21 protein-coding genes are annotated in these 19,960 nt (G+C 57.3%); 13 read left to right on the forward strand and 8 right to left on the reverse strand.

The genetic code is table 11. The annotated features are described in order from the left end of the window. Positions 1 to 8 precede the first annotated feature (8 nt). The 8 genes from potF (at position 9) to OWK27_RS15175 (ending at position 8,103) form a co-directional block, all read left to right on the forward strand. Positions 9 to 1,121 (forward strand): spermidine/putrescine ABC transporter substrate-binding protein PotF, encoded by a 1,113-nt coding sequence (potF, locus tag OWK27_RS15140; RefSeq protein WP_176610781.1) that lies wholly within the window; start codon positions 9 to 11, stop codon positions 1,119 to 1,121. 102 nt (positions 1,122 to 1,223) lie between these two features. Beyond that, entirely contained in the window at positions 1,224 to 2,357 is a 1,134-nt protein-coding gene (potG, locus tag OWK27_RS15145) for a putrescine ABC transporter ATP-binding subunit PotG (RefSeq protein WP_148419178.1), read from the forward strand. A 9-nt stretch (positions 2,358 to 2,366) separates the two neighbouring features. Continuing rightward, positions 2,367 to 3,320 carry a putrescine ABC transporter permease PotH gene (gene potH, locus OWK27_RS15150; RefSeq protein ID WP_242174666.1) on the forward strand — a complete coding sequence of 318 codons (954 nt, stop codon included), beginning with the start codon at positions 2,367 to 2,369 and terminating at the stop codon, positions 3,318 to 3,320. After that, entirely contained in the window at positions 3,317 to 4,162 is an 846-nt protein-coding gene (gene potI, locus OWK27_RS15155; RefSeq protein ID WP_148418713.1) for a putrescine ABC transporter permease PotI, read from the forward strand. Before potH ends, potI begins: the two co-directional genes overlap by 4 nt. Positions 4,163 to 4,204: 42 nt before the next feature. Further along, a complete protein-coding gene (locus OWK27_RS15160) occupies positions 4,205 to 4,702 on the forward strand; it encodes a YbjO family protein (protein WP_148418714.1) in 498 nt (165 codons plus the stop codon). Between the two features lie 40 nt (positions 4,703 to 4,742). Further along, complete coding sequence (gene rlmC, locus OWK27_RS15165) at positions 4,743 to 5,870, forward strand: 23S rRNA (uracil(747)-C(5))-methyltransferase RlmC (RefSeq protein WP_267590688.1); 1,128 nt, start codon at positions 4,743 to 4,745, stop codon at positions 5,868 to 5,870. Between the two features lie 72 nt (positions 5,871 to 5,942). After that, positions 5,943 to 6,650, forward strand: a complete 708-nt coding sequence (locus OWK27_RS15170; RefSeq protein ID WP_267590689.1) for a response regulator transcription factor — start codon at positions 5,943 to 5,945, stop codon at positions 6,648 to 6,650. Continuing rightward, on the forward strand, positions 6,634 to 8,103 hold the full coding sequence (locus OWK27_RS15175) for a sensor histidine kinase (RefSeq protein WP_148418717.1): 1,470 nt from the start codon (positions 6,634 to 6,636) through the stop codon (positions 8,101 to 8,103). The genes OWK27_RS15170 and OWK27_RS15175 overlap by 17 nt, the downstream gene beginning before the upstream one ends. A 75-nt stretch (positions 8,104 to 8,178) precedes the next feature. On the opposite strand, the gene artJ is transcribed toward OWK27_RS15175, so the two are convergent. From artJ to OWK27_RS15205, 6 genes are all read right to left on the reverse strand, one after another. Continuing rightward, the gene (gene artJ / locus OWK27_RS15180) at positions 8,179 to 8,910 is read right to left on the reverse strand and encodes an arginine ABC transporter substrate-binding protein ArtJ (protein ID WP_148418718.1); all 732 of its coding nucleotides are present in this window, start codon (positions 8,908 to 8,910) and stop codon (positions 8,179 to 8,181) included. Positions 8,911 to 9,085: 175 nt separating this feature from the next. Continuing rightward, a complete protein-coding gene (gene artM, locus OWK27_RS15185) occupies positions 9,086 to 9,754 on the reverse strand; it encodes an arginine ABC transporter permease ArtM (RefSeq protein ID WP_176610776.1) in 669 nt (222 codons plus the stop codon). Continuing rightward, entirely contained in the window at positions 9,754 to 10,470 is a 717-nt protein-coding gene (artQ, locus tag OWK27_RS15190) for an arginine ABC transporter permease ArtQ (protein WP_176610775.1), read from the reverse strand. Before artQ ends, artM begins: the two co-directional genes overlap by 1 nt. Before the next feature lie 6 nt (positions 10,471 to 10,476). Then, positions 10,477 to 11,208, reverse strand: coding sequence for an arginine ABC transporter substrate-binding protein ArtI (gene artI / locus OWK27_RS15195; protein WP_006174322.1), 732 nt, complete (start codon positions 11,206 to 11,208; stop codon positions 10,477 to 10,479). A gap of 18 nt (positions 11,209 to 11,226) precedes the next feature. Then, positions 11,227 to 11,955, reverse strand: coding sequence for an arginine ABC transporter ATP-binding protein ArtP (gene artP, locus OWK27_RS15200; protein WP_006809439.1), 729 nt, complete (start codon positions 11,953 to 11,955; stop codon positions 11,227 to 11,229). A 225-nt stretch (positions 11,956 to 12,180) separates the two neighbouring features. After that, positions 12,181 to 12,699: a lipoprotein gene (locus tag OWK27_RS15205; protein WP_148418722.1), complete on the reverse strand. Its 519-nt coding sequence runs from the start codon at positions 12,697 to 12,699 to the stop codon at positions 12,181 to 12,183. 97 nt (positions 12,700 to 12,796) lie between these two features. On the opposite strand from OWK27_RS15205, the gene OWK27_RS15210 reads away from it, so the two are divergent. From OWK27_RS15210 to OWK27_RS15220, 3 genes are all read left to right on the forward strand, one after another. Further along, on the forward strand, positions 12,797 to 13,120 hold the full coding sequence (locus OWK27_RS15210) for a heavy metal-binding domain-containing protein (RefSeq protein ID WP_148418723.1): 324 nt from the start codon (positions 12,797 to 12,799) through the stop codon (positions 13,118 to 13,120). Continuing rightward, a complete protein-coding gene (locus OWK27_RS15215; protein ID WP_267590690.1) occupies positions 13,117 to 13,947 on the forward strand; it encodes an N-acetylmuramoyl-L-alanine amidase in 831 nt (276 codons plus the stop codon). The genes OWK27_RS15210 and OWK27_RS15215 overlap by 4 nt, the downstream gene beginning before the upstream one ends. Positions 13,948 to 14,210: 263 nt before the next feature. Beyond that, a complete protein-coding gene (locus OWK27_RS15220; RefSeq protein ID WP_242174661.1) occupies positions 14,211 to 14,834 on the forward strand; it encodes a helix-turn-helix domain-containing protein in 624 nt (207 codons plus the stop codon). Here the strand turns inward: OWK27_RS15220 and OWK27_RS15225 are convergent. Further along, a complete protein-coding gene (locus tag OWK27_RS15225; RefSeq protein WP_267590691.1) occupies positions 14,831 to 15,433 on the reverse strand; it encodes a hypothetical protein in 603 nt (200 codons plus the stop codon). The genes OWK27_RS15220 and OWK27_RS15225 overlap by 4 nt on opposite strands. Beyond that, positions 15,433 to 16,986 (reverse strand): ExeA family protein, encoded by a 1,554-nt coding sequence (locus OWK27_RS15230; RefSeq protein ID WP_267590692.1) that lies wholly within the window; start codon positions 16,984 to 16,986, stop codon positions 15,433 to 15,435. Before OWK27_RS15230 ends, OWK27_RS15225 begins: the two co-directional genes overlap by 1 nt. Before the next feature lie 298 nt (positions 16,987 to 17,284). Between OWK27_RS15230 and gspC the strand changes: the two genes are divergently transcribed. Continuing rightward, complete coding sequence (gene gspC, locus OWK27_RS15235; RefSeq protein ID WP_242174654.1) at positions 17,285 to 18,016, forward strand: type II secretion system protein GspC; 732 nt, start codon at positions 17,285 to 17,287, stop codon at positions 18,014 to 18,016. 12 nt (positions 18,017 to 18,028) lie between these two features. Continuing rightward, entirely contained in the window at positions 18,029 to 19,957 is a 1,929-nt protein-coding gene (gene gspD / locus OWK27_RS15240) for a type II secretion system secretin GspD (RefSeq protein WP_267590693.1), read from the forward strand. Positions 19,958 to 19,960 lie beyond the last annotated feature (3 nt).

Here is a 19,960-nt window from a genome sequence, read left to right on the forward strand (position 1 = left end):
ATAACAATATGATCGCCTTGAATAAAAAATGGTTATCGGGTCTGGTTGCGGGTGCTCTGATGGCCGTCTCTGCCGGCACGCTCGCTGCGGAACAAAAAACGCTGCACGTCTATAACTGGTCTGACTATATTGCGCCGGACACCGTCGCCAGTTTTGAAAAAGAGACCGGCATTAAGGTGGTCTACGACGTCTTCGACTCCAACGAGGTGCTGGAAGGCAAACTGATGGCGGGCAGCACCGGTTTTGACCTGGTGGTGCCCTCCGCCAGCTTCCTGGAGCGTCAGCTGACCGCCGGCGTCTTCCAGCCGCTGGACAAGAGCAAATTACCGAACTGGAAAAACCTCGACCCGGAGGTGCTGAAGCTGATTGCCAAACACGATCCGGAGAACAAATACGCGATGCCTTATCTGTGGGCGACCACCGGTATTGGCTACAACGTGGATAAGGTCAAAGCCGCGCTGGGCCCGGACGTCAAGCTGGACAGCTGGGACGTGGTGCTGAAGCCGGAAAACCTTGAAAAGCTGAAAAGCTGCGGCGTCTCTTTCCTCGATGCCCCGGAAGAAATTTTTGCCACCGTGCTTAACTATCTCGGCAAAGATCCGAACAGCAGCAAGGCCGACGACTACACCGGCCCGGCAACCGATCTGCTGCTGAAGCTGCGTCCGAATATTCGCTACTTCCACTCCTCCCAGTACATTAACGACCTGGCAAACGGCGACATCTGCGTGGCGATCGGCTGGGCAGGCGACGTCTGGCAGGCGGCGAACCGCGCAAAAGAGGCGAAAAACGGCGTGAATGTCTCCTACTTCATACCGAAAGAGGGGGCGCTGGCCTTCTTCGACGTCTTCGCCATGCCGGCTGATGCGAAAAACAAAGAAGAAGCGTATCAGTTCCTCAACTACCTGATGCGTCCGGAAGTGATTGCCCACATCAGCGATCACGTCTATTACGCCAACGGTAACAAGGCCTCCGTGCCGATGGTCAGCGAGGAGATCCGTAATAACCCGGCGATTTATCCGCCGGCCGACGTGTTTGCCAAGCTGTTCACCCTGAAGGTGCAGGAACCTAAAATTGACCGCGTGCGTACCCGCGCGTGGACGAAGGTGAAAAGCGGTAAGTAATTACCCGTGAGCTGTAGGCCGGGCACGCGTAGCGCTCCCGGCAACGGGCGCACCGTTCTGGTGCGCCTGCACCATGATTTGTTTTCTGCCGGAGAGCACCCCGTGAATGACGCGATCCCCCGCCCGCAGGCGAAAGTCCGTAAAGCGCTGACCCCGCTTCTTGAAATTCGTAACCTCACCAAATCCTTCGACGGCCAGCATGCCGTGGACGACGTCAGCCTGACGATCTACAAGGGTGAGATTTTTGCTCTCCTCGGCGCGTCCGGCTGCGGTAAATCGACCCTGCTGCGCATGCTCGCCGGGTTTGAACAGCCGACCGCCGGGCAGATTGTGCTCGACGGTGTCGATCTTTCCAGCGTGCCGCCGTACCAGCGGCCCATTAACATGATGTTCCAGTCCTACGCGCTGTTTCCGCACATGACCGTTGAGCAGAACATCGCCTTCGGCCTGAAGCAGGACAAACTGCCGAAAGCCGAAATCACCGCGCGCGTGGCGGAGATGCTGAGCCTGGTGCACATGCAGGAGTTCGCGAAGCGTAAGCCGCACCAGCTTTCCGGCGGCCAGCGTCAGCGCGTGGCGCTGGCGAGAAGCCTTGCCAAGCGACCGAAGCTCTTACTGCTCGACGAACCGATGGGTGCGCTGGATAAAAAGCTGCGCGACCGCATGCAGCTTGAGGTCGTGGATATTCTCGAGCGCGTGGGGGCGACCTGCGTGATGGTGACCCACGACCAGGAAGAGGCGATGACCATGGCCGGGCGCATTGCGATCATGAATCGCGGTAAGTTCGTGCAGATTGGCGAGCCGGAGGAGATCTACGAGCACCCGACCACCCGCTACAGCGCGGAGTTTATCGGCTCGGTGAATGTCTTCGAAGGGCTGCTGAAAGCGCGTGAGGAGGACGGCCTGGTGATCGAATCGCCGGGGCTGGTGCACCCGCTTAAGGTGGATCCGGATAACGCCGTGATGGACAACGTGCCGGTCTACGTTGCCCTGCGCCCGGAAAAAATCATGCTCTGCGATGAGCCGCCCGCCGATGGCTACAACTTTGCCGTGGGCGAAGTGGTGCACATTGCCTACTTGGGCGACCTGTCTATCTACCACGTGCGCCTGAAAAGCGGGCAGATGCTCAGCGCCCAGCTACAGAACGAACACCGGTATCGCAAGGGACAGCCGACCTGGGGCGACGAGGTGAGCCTGTGCTGGGATGCGGACAGCTGCGTAGTCCTGACGGTATAAGGAGCGGTCATGAGTACACTTGAACCTCCAGCCCGCGTCAAACAGCCGGGCGGTTTCGCGCACTGGCTGGCGCGCATGCAGATGGCACATGGCCGTAAGTTGGTCATCGCCATGCCGTATATCTGGCTGATCCTGCTGTTTCTGCTGCCGTTCCTGATCGTCTTTAAGATCAGCCTGGCGGAGATGGCGCGGGCGATCCCGCCGTACACCGATCTGTGGGAGTGGGCGGACGGACAGTTTACGCTGACCTTAAACCTCGGTAATTTCCTGCAGTTGACCGAGGATCCGCTCTATTTTGAAGCCTACTTGCAGTCGTTACAGGTGGCGGCGGTCTCCACGATCTGCTGTCTGCTGATGGGCTATCCGCTGGCGTGGGCGGTGGCGCACAGCAAGCCGTCGACGCGAAACATTCTACTGCTGCTGGTGATCCTCCCGTCGTGGACCTCGTTCCTCATCCGCGTGTACGCCTGGATGGGGATCCTGAAAAATAACGGCATACTGAATAACGTCCTGCTGTGGCTTGGCGTTATCGACCAGCCGCTGACGATCCTGCACACCAATCTCGCGGTATATATCGGGATTGTTTATGCCTACCTGCCGTTTATGGTGCTGCCGATTTACACGGCCCTGACGCGTATTGACTACTCGCTGGTGGAAGCCTCGCTCGATCTTGGCGCGCGTCCGCTGAAGACCTTCTTCAGCGTCATCGTGCCGCTGACCAGGGGCGGGATCATTGCCGGGTCGATGCTGGTCTTTATCCCGGCGGTGGGGGAGTTTGTGATCCCCGAGCTGCTCGGCGGGCCGGACAGCATTATGATTGGCCGCGTGCTGTGGCAGGAGTTCTTTAATAACCGCGACTGGCCGGTGGCCTCGGCGGTGGCGATCGTCATGCTCCTGCTGCTGATCGTGCCGATCATGTGGTTCCATAAACACCAGCAGAAGCAGATGGGAGACCACGGATGAACAACCTGCCGGTAGTACGCTCTCCGTGGCGAATCCTGATCCTGGTGATTGGCTTTACCTTCCTGTACGCGCCGATGCTGATGCTGGTGATCTACTCGTTCAACAGCTCGAAGCTGGTCACCGTCTGGGCGGGCTGGTCCACGCGCTGGTACAGCGCGCTGTTCCATGACGATGCGATGATGAGCGCGGTCGGGCTAAGCCTGACCATTGCGGCGCTGGCGGCGACGATGGCCTGCGTGCTGGGCACGATTGCCGCGCTGGTGATGGTGCGCTTTGGCCGCTTCCGCGGGGCCAACGGCTTTGCGTTTATGATCACCGCGCCGCTGGTGATGCCGGACGTGATCACCGGCCTGTCGCTGCTGCTGCTGTTTGTGGCGCTGGCGCACGCCATCGGCTGGCCGGCGGATCGCGGTATGCTTACCATCTGGCTGGCGCACGTTACCTTCTGTACGGCGTACGTGGCGGTGGTGATCTCTTCGCGCCTGCGCGAGCTGGATCGCTCCATTGAAGAGGCGGCGATGGATCTTGGCGCAACGCCGCTGAAGGTTTTCTTCATTATCACGCTGCCGATGATTATGCCTGCGGTGATCTCCGGCTGGCTGCTGGCGTTCACGCTCTCGCTCGACGACCTGGTTATCGCCAGCTTTGTCTCGGGCCCGGGCGCGACGACGCTGCCGATGCTGGTCTTCTCCAGCGTGCGCATGGGGGTGAATCCGGAAATCAACGCCCTGGCGTCCATCATCCTCGGCGTGGTCGGAATTGTCGGATTTATCGCCTGGTATTTGATGGCGCGCGCGGAAAAGCAGCGCGTGCGCGATATCCAGCGTGCAAGACGCGGCTGAAGGAATTATTATTTCCAGTGATGTGCCGCGTATGACGCGGCACTGTTTTTCAGGGAAGTAAAAACATTGGGATTCTTGCAAAAAACACGTCATTCGCACGCTCGTCCGAACGTTCCTGCGCTGGTGCAGGTGGCGGCGCTCGCTATTATTATGATCCGCTGCCTGGACGTGCTGATGATAATGAACACGCTGGGCCCGCGCGGGATGGGGGAATTTATTCACCGCAGCGCGCAGACGTGGAATCTGACGCTGGTGTTTCTCAGCAGCCTGATGCTGGTGTTTATTGAAATCTACTGCGCGTTCTCGCTGGTAAAAGGGCGCAACTGGGCGCGATGGGTCTATCTGCTGACGCAGATCGCCGCCGCCAGCTATCTGTGGGCCGCCTCGCTGGGCTATGGTTATCCTGAACTGTTCAGCATTCCCGGCAGCTCCCGCCGCGAAATTTTCCATTCACTGGTCATGCAGAAGCTGCCGGACATGCTGGTCTTGTGCCTGCTTTTTATCCCGGCCTCCAGTCGGCGGTTCTTCCGCCTGCAATAATGTGTATAATCGCAGCCCTCGTGATCCTTAAGGTTTTCCTATGCAGTGCGCACTCTATGACGCCGGCCGCTGCCGCTCCTGTCAGTGGATAGAACAGCCGGTCTCTCAACAACTCACCGCCAAAATGGCCGATCTCCAGCAGCTGCTTGCCGGCCACGCGGTGGGCGAGTGGTGTGCACCCGTCAGCGGGCCGGAGCAGGGCTTTCGTAATAAAGCCAAAATGGTAGTCAGCGGCAGCGTCGAAAAGCCGCTGCTGGGCATGCTGCACCGTGACGGCACCCCGGAAGATCTCACCGCCTGCCCGCTGTATCCCGCCTCGTTTGAGCCGGTGTTTGCCGCGCTCAAGCCGTTTATTGCCCGCGCGGGGTTAACGCCCTACAGCGTCGCCCGCAGGCGCGGCGAGCTGAAATACCTCCTGCTTACCGAAAGCCAGATCGACGGCGGCATGATGCTGCGCTTCGTGCTGCGTTCGGAAACCAAACTGGAGCAGCTGCGCGCGGCGCTGCCGTGGCTGCAGGCGCGGCTGCAGCAGCTCAGGGTCATCACCGCCAATATTCAGCCGGTGCATATGGCCATCATGGAAGGGGAGAAAGAGATATTCTTCACCGAACAGCATGCGCTGGCGGAGCGTTTTAACGACGTGCCGCTGTGGATCCGTCCGCAAAGCTTCTTCCAGACTAACCCGGCCGTTGCCAGCGCGCTGTACGCCACCGCGCGTGACTGGGTGCGCGCGCTGCATGTTAATCACATGTGGGATCTGTTCTGCGGCGTCGGCGGCTTTGGCCTGCACTGCGCCACGCCGGACATGCAGCTCACCGGGATTGAAATTTCTGCCGAGGCGATTGCCTGCGCGAAGCAGTCCGCCGCGGAGCTGGGGTTAACGAACCTGCGCTTTCAGGCGCTCGACTCCACCCGGTTCGCCACCGGGCAGGGCAACGTGCCGGAGCTGGTGCTGGTCAACCCGCCGCGCCGGGGCATTGGCCTGGCGCTCTGCGACTACCTGAGCCAGATGGCGCCGGACGTTATCGTCTACTCCAGCTGTAACGCACAAACCATGGCGAAAGATATCGCCAGCCTGCCGGGTTACCGCATTGAGCGCGTTCAGCTCTTTGATATGTTCCCGCACACCGCGCATTACGAAGTGCTGACGTTGCTCGTGAAATCTTAAACAAAATGTGAACTCTTCATCCCTGCGAAATCAGGTAAGCTTACGTCATAAAAATTGAATGAAGGCTTACCCATGAAGCAGATCCTGCTGGTGGAAGATGACCACGATATCGCGGCGCTTCTGCGACTCAACTTAGAAGACGAAGGCTACGCCATTACCCACGAGCCGGACGGGGGAAAGGCGTTACCGCTTCTGGAAAAACAGCCGTGGGACGCGGTGATCCTCGATCTGATGCTGCCTAACGTCGACGGCCTGGAGATTTGTCGCCGTATCCGCCAGATGACCCGCTACCTGCCGATAATCATCATTAGCGCCCGCAGCAGCGAAACCGATCGTATCACCGGCCTGGAAACCGGGGCGGATGACTACCTGGCAAAACCCTTCTCGGTGCAGGAGCTGATTGCCCGCATTAAGGCGCTGTTCCGCCGCCAGCAGGCGATGGGACAGGCGCAGACGGACGGCATTATTCAGGCGCACGGCCTGACTATCGATCCGCTGGCGCGCACCGTGCGCCTGCACGGTCAGCTCGTCGACCTCACTCCGCGCGAGTTTGAACTGCTCTATTTCTTTGCCCGCCATCCCGGAGAGGTCTTTTCGCGGCTGGCCCTGCTGGAGCAGGTGTGGGGCTATCAGCACGAAGGCTACGAACACACCGTTAACACCCACATCAACCGCCTGCGCATCAAAATTGAAAAAGATGCCGCCGAACCGGAGATCGTTCGCACCGTGTGGGGCAAAGGCTACAAATTTGCGGAGCTGAACCATTATGCGTCGCTTTAGCCTGAGCCAGCGCCTGACGCTGCTGTTTACGGCGTTATTGCTGCTCTGCGCTACCGTTGCCTGCGCGGTGCAGCTCTACAGCAGTATGCAGTACGGTAACGCGATGGTGCAGCGGCTCTCCGGCGGACTGGCCCAGCAGATCGTCCAGCGGGAACCGATTCTGGATGCGCAGGGCAGGGTCGATCGGGGCGCCTTAAAGCCGCTGTTCGATAGGCTAATGACCTTTAACCCGAGCGTTGAGCTTTACGTCGTCTCGCCCGATGGCGACGTGCTGGCAGACGCCGCGCCGCCGGGCCACATCAAGCGGCAAAAAATTGACCTCGCTCCGATACAGAGCTTCCTGAGCGGGACGGTGATGCCGGTATTCGGCGACGATCCCCGCAGCCAGAACAGGAAGGTGTTCAGCGCCACGCCGCTGCGGCAGGACGGCGAGCTGAAGGGGTATCTGTACATTATTTTGCAGGGGGAGGAGTCCAACGCGCTGGCGGAGATGGCCTGGCATAAGGCGCTCTGGAGTACGGCGCTGTGGTCCATGCTGCTGGTGGCGCTGTTCGGCCTGCTGGCGGGGCTGCTGCTCTGGTACTGGGTAACGCGTCCGGTTAAACAGCTGACGAAGGACGTGGCCGGGCTTGAGCAGGACAGCATCAGCGCGATCGGGCGGCTGGCGGCCCAGCCGCTGGAGGCTGCCGGCCGGGATGAAGTGGCAATCCTGCGCAACAGCTTTATCGAGCTGGCGCGCAAAATCACCTCCCAGTGGGATCGGCTGGCGGACAGCGACCGCCAGCGCCGGGAGTTTATCGCCAATATTTCACACGATCTGCGCACGCCGCTGACCTCCCTGCTGGGCTATCTCGAAACTCTCTCGCTCAAATCCGCGACGCTGACGCCGCAGGAGCATCAGCAATATCTTGCCACCGCGCTGCGTCAGGGGCAAAAGGTGCGTCATCTCTCGCAGCAGCTGTTCGAACTGGCGCGTCTTGAGCACGGCGGCATCAGGCCCCAGCGCGAGCGTTTTGCGATGGCGGAGCTGATATCTGACGTCGCGCAGAAGTTTGAACTGGCCGCCCGCACGCGTGAGCTGAACCTGCATATTGATGTCCCCGGGCCGCTGCCGCTGGTGAACGCCGACGTGTCCATGATTGAACGGGTGGTCACCAACCTGCTGGATAACGCGATACGCCATACGCCAGCGGGGGGCGATATTCGGCTGGCGGTGTGGCAGGAGAACGATCGGCTGCAGGTTGAAGTGGCTGACAGCGGAACGGGCGTCGATGCGGCGCTGCGCGACGATCTGTTCCAGCGTCCTTCGGCGCTACAGCCGCAGGCGGCGCGGGAAAACCGGGGCGGGTTAGGGCTGTTAATCGTGAAAAGAATGCTGGAGCTGCACGGTGGAGGGATTGGGCTGATGGAGTCGGCGAGCGGGGCGCGGTTCAGATTCTTCGTGCCGCTGTGAGAAATTGCCGGGTGGCGCTGCGCTTATCCGGCCTACAGACCACCCCCGCAGGCCGGACCACCCGACAAAAAGAGGTTACTGCGGGAACCACTGCTCGCTGATTTTCTGGTACGTGCCGTCAGCTTTGATCGCTTTCAGCGCGCCGTTCAGTTTTTCCAGCAGCGCCTTGTTATCCGGACGAACCGCAATGCCCAGACCGGTGCCGAAATACTGCGGATCGGTTACTTTCTCCGTTGCCGTTCCCAGCTGCGGGTTGGTTTTCAGCCACTCGTTCACCACGGCGGTGTCGCCGAATACCCCGTCGATACGGCCATTTTTCAGGTCGATGATCGCGTTCTGGTAGCTGTCATAGGCCACGGTTTTCACTTCAGGATGTTTGTCCTGCAGGTACTTCTGGTGCGTGGTGCCGTTTTCCATGCCGATGCGTTTGCCCTTCAGCTCGTCGAAGGATTTATAAGCCCCTTTCTTCGCAATCACCACCGCCGAGTTGGCGTAGTACGGGTCGGTGAAGGCCACCTGCTTGCTGCGCTCTGGCGTGATGTCCATACCGGAGATCACCGCGTCGTATTTTTTAAACTTCAGGGACGGGATCAGGCTGTCAAACGCGTGGTTAGTAAAGGTGCAGTCGGCCTGCATCTGCTTGCACAGCGCTTTCGCCAGGTCGATGTCGAAGCCGACGATCTGGTTGCTGGCATCCAGCGATTCAAACGGCGGATAGGTGGCAGAAACGCCGAAACTGATTTTATCTGCGGCTGATGCGCCAGCGGCGAAGGTAGCGAGTAGTGCGGCCAGAACTAACTTTTTCATTGTGAGGCTCCCGTCTGTCTTGTCATTATGCGCCGTGTCTGCGGCATGGAGGTACAATGCCACTTAATGAATTTATATGCAATAAATATGATTAAATATTAATTGCTGAATAAAAAAAAGCGGACAACCCATCAGGTTATCCGCCTTTGAATATATGGTTTATGCATCTGCCCGGTTAATTTCTGCGCTCAAACGCCAGCGCCTTACGCTCGATCAGGCGCATCATCAGCGTCAGCAGACCGTTGACCACCAGATACACCAGGCCAGCCGCACCGAACACCATCACGTCGTAGGTACGCCCGTACAGCAGCTGCCCGTGGCCCATCACCTCCATCAGGGTGATGGTGTAGGCCAGCGAGGTACTTTTGAACACCAGGACGACCTCGTTCGAATAAGAGGACAGCGCGCGCTTAAACGCGTAGGGCAGCAGGATCGCCAGCGTGTCCTTTTTGCTCATCCCCAGCGCACCGCAGGACTGCCACTGGCCTTCCGGGATGGCGCGGATCGCGCCGTAAAACAGCTGCGTGGTGTAGGCCGCGCTGTTCAGCGAGAGGGCAATCAGGGCACACAGCCACGGCTCAGAGAGCAGGTGCCAGATAACCGGATAGTTCTGCAACGACGGGAACTGCCCCGGGCCGTAGTAAATCAGGAAGATCTGCACCAGCAGCGGCGTACCGGTAAACAGCGTAATGTAGCCGCGGACAATCCACACCAGTACCGGCGTTTTCAGCGTCAGGACGATGGTGAAGAACAGCGCCAGGATCAGCGCCACGATGATGGACGCCACGGTCAGCGTCAGGCTGGTGTGCAGCCCTTTCATCAGCTCGGGTAAATAATCCAGCATCAGCCTGGCCTCCGTTCAAAACGCGTTGCACGCAGGTCGATGCGCTTGAGGATGTACTGACTCAGCAACGTGATCGCCAGGTAGATAGCCGCCGCCACAATGTACCAGGTAAACGGCTCCTGGGTGCGGGTAGCGATGCTTTTGGTTTGCAGCATCAAATCATTTACGCTTATCAGGCTCACCAGCGCGGTGTCTTTCAGCAGCACCAGCCACTGGTTCCCTAAACCCGGCAGGGCATGACGCCACATCTGCGGCATCACCAGGCGGAAGAAGATCGCCGCCTTCGACATGCCCAGCGCCTGGCCGGATTCCCACTGTCCCTGCGGTACCGCTTTCAGCGCGCCGCGCAGGGTCTGTGAGGCATAGGCCGAATAGAGCAGGGAGAGCGCAATCACGCCGCACAGGAACGGGCTGACGTCAAAGTTCTCAATCTGCATCTGCACCGGGATCTGCGCAAAGCCGAGATTAATGGTGAAGCCGTCCGACAGCGTTAACAGCAGCTGCGAGGAGCCGAAATAGATAAACAGGACCACCAGAATTTCCGGCAGCCCGCGCAGCACGGTCACCAGCGCTGAGCCGAGCCATGCGACGGGGCGCCACTTAACGGACTCCCACACCGCAAAGAACATCGCCAGCGCGAGGCCGATAATCAGTGCACAAACGGCAAGGCCGACGGTCATCCCGGCGGCGCTTGCTAAAGGAAAAATTTCATTCATCAGGAATTACTTCTGGAACCATTTTTTGTAGATGGTTTCGTAGGTGCCGTCTTTCTTCACTTTTTCCAGCGCAGCGTTGAATTTCTGCTGCAGCTCGGTGTTGCCCTGACGTACGGCAATACCCAGTCCTGTACCGAAGTAGTCTTTATCGGTCACTTTGTCACCCACGGCGGCCAGCTTGTCGTTCGCTTTCAGCCATTCGGTTACCACAGCGGTATCCCCAAAGACGGCATCGATACGACCGTTTTGCAGATCCAGCTTCGCATTCTGGTAGCTGTCATACGGCACGGTGGTGATTTCCGGATGCTTATCCATGATGAATTTCTGGTGCGTAGTGCCGTTCTGTACGCCCACTTTCTTGCCTTTCAGCAGATCGACCGAGGCGTATTTCCCTTTCTGACCGATGAACAGGGCAGAGTTGTCATAGTAAGGGGTAGTGAACAGAACCTGCTTTTCACGCTCCGGGGTGATGTCCATACCGGCCATCACGGCATCGATACGACGGAACTTCAGGCTTGGGATCAGGCTGTCGAACGCCTGGTTGCTGAAGGTACAGGTCGCGTCGATCTCTTTACACAGGGCATTTGCCAGGTCCACGTCGAAGCCAACGATCTTGTTGTTCGCATCAATGGACTCAAACGGAGGGTAGGACGCTTCGGTGGCGAAACGGATGGTCTGGGCTGCGGTAGCGGAAAGGCTGACGCTAGCAAGCAGCGCGGCAATCAATACTTTTTTCATTATAATTTCCCTAACACATCAGTGTGATAAGTAGTTTTTGAAGGCATCGGTTTGCGGGTTTGTGAAGCAGCTCGCATCACCTTGTTCAACGATATACCCGTTTTCCATATAAACCACTCGGCTGGCGGTTTTGCGCGCCACTTCCACCTCGTGGGTCACGATGACCTGGGTAATGTTGGTTTCCGCCAGCTCACGAATGATGCTAACGATCTGGGCAGTAATTTCCGGATCCAGCGCCGCGGTTGGCTCGTCAAACAGCAGCACCGCCGGCTCCATCATCAGCGCGCGGGCAATGGCCACGCGCTGTTGCTGGCCGCCGGAAAGGTGCAGAGGATAGCGGTCGCTGTAGGGCTTAAGGCGCAGGCGCTCCAGCAGCTTTTCGGCACGCGCCATCGCCTGGTCTTTGCTTAAACCGAGCACGCGGCACGGGGCTTCAATCAGGTTTTGCACCACCGTCAGGTGCGGCCAAAGGTTGTATTGCTGGAAAACCATGCCCACGTTTTGACGCAGTTCACGGATGGCTTTATCAGACGGCGTTTTCGCGAAGTCAAAATGGTTACCGGCGATGGCCAGCGTCCCCGAGCGGGGCATTTCAAGAAGATTAAGCACGCGCAGAAGGGAGCTTTTTCCCGCGCCGCTAGGGCCGAGCAAAACCAGCGTTTCGCCCTCGGGGCAGCTCAGCGTAATGTCGAACAGCGCCTGGTGTGCGCCGTAGAAGCAGTTAATGCCGTTTAGTTTAATACTCATCGGGGCAGTCTTTACTCATCCAGGCAATCTATAGCAATTGAGGCCGCAGATAGTACCGTTGACAGAATAGTTATGCAATATTTCTGCGTTAAAAGTTAAATATAACCCGTGTTTACTCTTAAACATAGCACAAAATAGCGAAGGGGAAGGGGGGCGAGAATAAATGTCGGCATTCCGCCTGAAATGCCGGACATTTTACGGGGTTAACGTTTATTTAACGATGAGTTAGCGGTTCTCAATCGACTGGCGAAGGGTGCCTGCCGGGGCGTGAACGCTGCCGCCAACGTAACGGACATCATCGACGGCCCAGCACTGGCCTTCGCGGATCATCAGCACTTCATCCTGCCAGGTCTGGGTGCCCTGCGTGAGCTTCACGCGCAGCGGTATGTTGCGCGCGTCGGTATTTGGGATCGTGGACGCGCTGGCAACCTCAGCGCTGTCCGGCAGCGTGGCGCGGCTGGAGAACGGATCGGATGAGAGCAGCGCGTTATGCTGCGGATCGCGGGAAGCGTCGTTAAGCAGCTTCGCCAGGCTGTCGCTCAGGTACGGGCGCAGGGCGGTGAGGTCATTGCCGCGGTGCTGAATGCGGTAATCATAGAATTGTTGCGCCACGGCGTCCGGGCCCCCCTCGATGCAGGGGCCGCTGCGGGTTCCGATATCCTTAAAGGCCGGCGTGACCGGAGTGGTGCAGGCGCTGAGCACCAGCGCGCATGGCACTAAAAGCGTTAAAGCAGAGTAGCGCATGTTGATTTCCTTATTTATTAACTATCCTTTCAATCATAGCGTAACGGACCGATAATGCTGTAGCTAACGCATTGAACGTTAAAGAAGGAGAGAAAGTATGCAGTTTTCAACAACCCCAACCCTGGAAGGACAGCAGATCGTCGAATACTGCGGCGTGGTCACCGGTGAGGCAATACTGGGTGCAAACATCTTCCGTGACTTCTTTGCCGGCATTCGCGACATCGTCGGCGGACGTTCCGGCGCGTACGAAAAAGAGCTGCGCAAAGCCCGCGACATTGCGTTTCAGGAGCTGGGCGAGCAGGCCAAAGCGCTGGGTGCGGATGCGGTGGTGGGCATTGATATTGACTACGAAACGGTCGGTAAAGATGCCAGCATGCTGATGGTGAGCGTAAGCGGCACGGCGGTAAAAACCCGCCGATGAAGCGTTCGCTCTTGCCCCTCCTGCTGGCCTTGCTGCTGGCAGGATGCGCCCAGGAAAAAGGCATCGTTGATAAAGGTGCTTACGAGCTGGATACGCGCCATCAGGCGCAGGCGGCATACCCGCGTATAAAGGTGCTGGTGATCCACTACACCGCGGACGATTTCGACACGTCGCTTGCGACCCTAACCGATAAAAACGTCAGCTCGCACTATCTTATCCCCGCCAGGCCCCCCGCCCCGGCGGGCAAACCGCGCATCTGGCAGCTGGTGCCGGAGAGCGAGCTGGCCTGGCATGCCGGCATCAGCTTCTGGCGCGGCACCAACCGTATAAATGATACGTCCGTCGGCATTGAGCTGGAAAACCGCGGCTGGCATAAAAGCGACGGCGTCAAAACCTTCACGCCCTTTGAGCCGGCGCAAATCGCGGCGCTGATCCCTCTCGCCAGAGACATCATTGCCCGTTACGACATTAAGCCGCAGAACGTCGTGGCCCATGCCGACATTGCCCCGCAGCGTAAAGACGATCCTGGCCCGTTGTTCCCGTGGCGCGAGCTGGCGAGCCACGGCATCGGTGCCTGGCCCGATCCGGCGCGCGTGAATTTCTACCTCAACGGGCGGCCACGCTATCAGCCGGTGGAGACCGCGGCGTTGCTCGATCTGCTGGCGCGCTACGGCTACGAGGTGCCTGAAAACAGCACGCCAGAGCAGCAGAAGCGCATCATTATGGTGTTCCAGATGCATTTCCGCCCCCAGCTATGGAACGGCACTGCAGATGTGGAAACGATGGCCATTGCCGAAGCGCTTTTAGAGAAATACGGGCAGGGGTAATCCTCAGGATTACCCCTGAAGGAGTACATTTTCATGATTTATCATCGGATTAACCTTAAGTAAATTCTCAATTCATTTTAAGTTAATTGATTTAAAATCGCCCTCATTTAAGATGGATTCATCGATTCACAGCATGAATCAAATTAAAAAAACAGCTCTCGTTTGGTTTTTTTTGATTTTTAAAAGAATACAAAACTCATTTCGCGACAATATCTTTATTTGTCGAGCAATTACACATTCTAACATCTTAATTGGGTATAACAATGTTAAGTATTTTCGGTAAGAAAACACGTCCTCATGATGAAATGAACGCCATAGTTTTAGCAACGTCTGGATATGAAGAGAAAACGTTAAAAAAATGGCAAAAAATATCAACGGCTAATTCTGATAATATTCATATTATCATTAGCGGTGAAATTGAGTTCCGCCGCACCTCTGATGATTTATGCATGTTTACCCTGCAAGGGCAATGCATCTTCGGTCTCTCCGCTATTTTTTATAATTCAGCCCATATGCACGGCGTGGTACGCAGCAATACGGTTGTACGCACGATCAATAAAGAAGAATTTAACCGTTTAATGACCCAGCATGGGTTATGGCCTCAGTTAACCAAAGTATTGGCATGGTATATTTGCATGCTCAGCAAACGTGACGATGTTTTAGTGGCCCGCAGCGCTTATTCCGTCGTGCGTGAGTTCTTAATAGAAATTAATGAACTGATTGTCCAGCACCAGCGCGATATTAATATTTATGATTATATTCAGGAATACACCAACCTGGCGCGCAGCACCATCATTAAAATTCTCTCCGATCTCAAGAAAGGTCAATATATCGTGGTAGAGAAAGGACGGCTGCTTAGCCTGACGACCTTACCCGAAAAATACTAATCCCCTCCTGCGTCTCCTTTCATGCCGGAAGGAGACGCACTCTGCGTTTCATCAACCGGTGGCGCAGGCACTTTTCCCTGCGAAATATCCTGCTGTTGTTCTTTTAGCGCCTGCATCAACATCGCTTTTAACGCACTGTCATCGTCAGGGCCCGTGGCTCGCGCGTGGGCTTCGGTACCGGGTAAGGTATCGCGGGAGGTATCGTGCGCGACGGGACTCTCCGGTAACGCCCCATCGGGAGCCTGCTGCCAGTCATTTTCATCATTGTTTAGCGGCATAGCCTCTAACGGCGGTAAATCCTGCTGCACTTTCACCGGCTGCGGCTCGGGGTGCGGGAACGGCTTCGTCACATAGATATAATGCATATCCGACAGGCCCGTTTCTGGCTTCGCGACGCTGGCTTTTTTAATCTCCGGTGCAGGGTGACGCAGGTTCCAGTACACGTGCGCGTAAAGCCCGGCGACGATCAGCGCGCACGCTCCCAGACACCAGAGCGCGAAGACGCTGACGATCTTACTGAACGAGGGCAGTCGCCAGGAAAACCAGACCGGTTGCCCGGTGGTATAGCTGCGCTGGGCAGCGAGACAGATAGTAGACATTATGCGTGCTTCTCTTGCGTGGTCGGGGTGGCCTGCGAGGCCTGAATCAGGACGCTCGGCGCAATGTGGGTTTCGCGCATCAGCTGCATCAGCGTGTCTTCGCCCGGAATACCGTCGACGTGAAGATGCATCTTCGCCTGGAAATCGCGGGTGCGCTTCATCAGCTCCGCCGTCCAGCGCCTGTCGTGCGTTTCGCTTTCGCCCAGCGCCAGGCTCAGCTGCCGATCAAGCCATTGCAGATCGTTACCGTCGCTGGCGGCGGTGATTTCATCTTTGCCGGACGGCGTCAGGCGGTGGAGGAGGGTGTACTCACCCGTGGCGTGCTGGTTATACCATGCACGGCTCACCTGCCAGGTCCGGTTGTTCATGAGCAGATCCAGCGACGTTTTTCCTGCCCGGGCGACCACCGCGTAGTTAATATGGTCGCCCGTTTTAAGTTCACTCACCCAGGGATACCCTACGGCTTCAAGTACCGCCAGCGTGGCGGTGCCCTGCTTACACATCAGGTTCACTTTTGCCGCGTTCTGGCAAAGCGCATCCTCTGCGGAGGCGTCATATCCCCACATGGCGTACAGCTGATGCATGGCATCAGGCTGGTTAACCACCTCGTTCTCGATGACCGGCAGCGCCGGCGCCTCTGGCGTTTTGACCTGCTGTTTCCAGGCGGCGGGCACCGGGAGAGCAACCGGCAGTTTTGCCGTGATGGACGACGTCATCATCCAGCCGCAGGCGGCGAAGAGAACGGAGGCAAACAGCCCGACCGAGGCCAGCGTCCTGCCGCGCTTCGGTGCCGGGAGCACTTCACCGGTGGCCAGACGCAAATGACGCGGCCCGACGGCCGGTGCGCGCTCGGTCCACGCCGCCAGCATGGCCAGGTGCGCCAGCTGGTTCAGCTTGCAGACGTTGCCCTTGGTCAGGGTGTGGATCTTCTTCACGCGGGCGGGCGTCAGCGGCGATGTCTCTGCGCCGTGCTCTTCGCACTGAGCCTGCACATAGCTCAGGTATTCACGGCAGACCAGCCCGCGAAGGGTGTGGCAGGCCAGCACAAATTCCTGCAAGGCGGAATTTTTTAGCGCCATTTCCACATCGCCGCTGCCCATCAGGACGATGGACAGACGCACCTCCAGCTCCTGGGCGCGCGTGAGCAGCATGCCCAGCACGTCATACCCGCTGGCTTTCATCGCCTGCGCGTGGGTAATCACCAGCACCTTACGGGACGACTTTGCCTCTCGCCACTGGCGAATAATGGCGTCGACCGCCTGGCGTTTATGCTTCTCCTGTGCCGAAGGGTTGAGCTTGAACAGCAGGCTGCTGGCGCTCAGCTTTGGAAACGCATTAACGGAAATGACGGCGTTGCTGCTGGCCTTCAGCGCATCGCTGAACTGCCCCAGCAGCTCATTGTCGTGGTAAAAGAGCCCGGTGATCCCTGCCTGCTGGCTTTTTTCTTTCAGGAGATTGAACACGTCCTGATGATAAGGCACGAGAAAATCACCCGACCTGCGGGTAATTTTTCTGAACGGAGGGGTGGTGAATTTAAAATGGCTCTGATACATAGCGACTGACCGTCTCTTCTCTTTAATAGCAATGGACGGAAAGTAAGGTAATGTCTTCCCCTGGTCAATTTAACGCCAGAGTAAAAATAACCTGCTATCAGCCTTTAACACTCGTCTTTTTTCCGGTCAATCATTTTCTTCATTAAAGTTGATGGCGAAGCAACTGGTTGCTCGTTAGCAGGCTTACTATTATTTGCCCACTACGTCATGCAGCGCATTGCTGCTTATTTCTGCTTTGCTAAAGGCCAGATAAATAATGAGGAACGCATTCCTTTCCAGGCTAATGACGCCCTGCATCATGCTCGTTATGCTGATTTTTTGCAGCCAGCAGGGTTACGTCGTTTATAAAGAATATAAGAAGGTCACGAATAAGCTAGCGAAAGCTGAACAGTCTCCGCTCCAAAAACGTGACGTTCAGAAACCTTTCGGGCTTTTCACCGCAGCGGTGCGTCAACGCGAGATGCCCGCCGCCGCAAAAGCCCCGCTTTCCGCCGAAATCGAGGGCATCATCAGCAGCGATGAGTCCTGGCTGTCGTTTGCCGTTATCAAGACGCCCGCAGGCCAGCAGAGCTATCGGGAAGGAGAGCCGCTGGTTGGCTTTGATAACGCCTATGTCGATGAAATAAATAAAGATAACGTGGTGGTGAAGTACGAGGGGGTAGAGCAGAAGCTGGCCCTTAAGCAACCGCCATATTTTAAGGGTGGCGCAGAGAGCGGCCCGGTAACGAAATCGAAAAAAGACGCGGGCGCGGACAGCCTGCATCTCGATGATTATCTGGTGTTAAAGCCGTTAATCGATAAGGGCCAGCTGGAAGGCTTTAATATTAATCCACGGAATGCGTCTCCTTTTTACAGCAGTACAGGGCTGGAACGGGGCGACGTGGTGGTGAAAATCAATGACGTCGATATGACGAAAGAAGCGCAGGCGAAAAATATCATCGCCAACTGGTCGAAAATGAAAGAAGCGGAGGTCGTCGTCAGACGGCACGCTCACCTTGAAAATATTCGGGTTAATGTTCTAAACAATTAACAAGTGTAAATCATGAAGAAATTTCCTTGGGCGTGCGTGGCGCTGACCGCATTGTCGTTATATTCCAGTTCGCTGCTCGCAGCTAACTTTAGCGCCAGTTTTAAAAATACCGATATCCGCGAATTTATCGATACAGTAAGTCGCAATCTGAATAAAACGATTCTGGTCGACCCGTCCGTTCAGGGCACCGTCTCGGTCAGAACCTACAACATGCTGACGGAAGAGGAATATTATCAGTTCTTCCTGAGCGTGCTGGATCTCTATGGCCTGTCGGTTATTCCGATGGATAACGGCATGGTCAAAGTAGTGCGTTCAAGCGTGGCGCGGACCGCCGGCGTTCCGGTGGCCGACAGTAAAAACCCGGGCAAAGGGGATGAGATCATCACCCGCGTGGTGCGCATGGAGAATGTCCCCGTGCGCGAGCTGGCGCCGCTGCTGCGCCAGCTGAACGATGCCTCGGGGATCGGTAACGTGGTCCACTTTGAACCCTCTAACGTGCTGCTGTTAACCGGTAAAGCCTCGGTGGTGAACCGGCTGGTAGATCTGGTTGAGCGCGTGGATCGTTCCGGCATGCAGCGTCGCGAAATTGTGCCTCTGCGCTATGCCTCCGCCAAAGAGCTTTCCGATATGCTGAACAACCTCAACAACGAGGAGCAGAAGGGGCAGAACGCGCCGCAGCTGGCGACCAAGGTGGTGGCCGATGATGAAACCAACAGCCTGGTGATCAGCGGTACCGAAGACGCGCGCGCGCGTACCCGCTCGCTGATTGGCCAGCTCGATCGCGAGCAGAATAACGAGGGTAATACCCGCGTCTTCTACCTGAAGTACGCCAACGCCACGAAGGTGGTGCCGGTGCTGACCGGTATTGGCGAGCAGCTGAAGGACAAAGCCGGTACGCCGAAAAGTAAAACCGCAACCACCAGCAGCGAGCTGAACATCACCGCCGATGAGTCCACCAACTCCCTGGTGATCACCGCCCAGCCAAACGTCATGAACTCGCTGGAGAAGGTGATCGACAAGCTGGATATTCGCCGTCCGCAGGTGCTGGTGGAAGCCATCATCGCCGAAGTACAGGACGGTAACGGCATGGATTTAGGCGTGCAGTGGACCGGCAAACACGGCGGCGTGCAGTTCGGATCTACCGGTCTGCCCATTAGCCAGATTAAAAACGGCACGATGAAAGGGGCATCCTTTACCGGCCTGGCGACCGGCTTCTTTAACGGTGACTATGGCGCGCTGCTGACCGCGCTCTCCACCAGCGGCAAGAACGATATTCTCTCCACGCCAAGCGTGGTGACGCTGGATAACAAAGAGGCGTCGTTCAACGTGGGTCAGGACGTGCCGGTGCTGTCGGGTTCCCAGACCACCAGCGGCGACAACGTTTTTAACTCGGTTGAGCGTAAAACCGTCGGCACCAAGCTGAAGATTGTTCCGCAGATCAACGACGGGGACATGATCCACCTCAAGATCGAGCAGGAAGTCTCCAGCGTTGACGCCAGCGCCACCGAAGACGCCAGCCTGGGCCCAACCTTCAATACCCGCACCATCAATAACGAAGTGATGGTCCACAGCGGCCAGACGGTGGTGCTGGGCGGTCTGATGGAAAACGTCAGCAAACAGAACGTGTCGAAAGTGCCGCTGCTGGGCGATCTGCCGCTGGTGGGACAGCTGTTCCGCTATACCTCGGAGGATACGTCGAAGCGCAACCTGATGGTGTTTATCCATACCACCGTGCTGCGCGATGACGACAACTACAGCGCGGCGACGAAGGAGAAATACGACCAGATCCGCGCGCGCCAGCGGCAGCGCCTGGAGGAGAAAAAGCTCGGCATCGTTGAGAACACCGATAACGCCGTCCTGCCTGCCTATCCAAAGCAGGATCATTCTCAGCCGGTCGGCGTGAGCGCACCTGCCACCACCCGCAATCCCTTCAAAGAGTAGGGG

It is taken from the genome of Enterobacter cloacae complex sp. 2022EL-00788, assembly GCF_026627565.1.
In the GTDB taxonomy this organism is placed as follows: Bacteria; Pseudomonadota; Gammaproteobacteria; order Enterobacterales; family Enterobacteriaceae; genus Enterobacter; species Enterobacter pasteurii.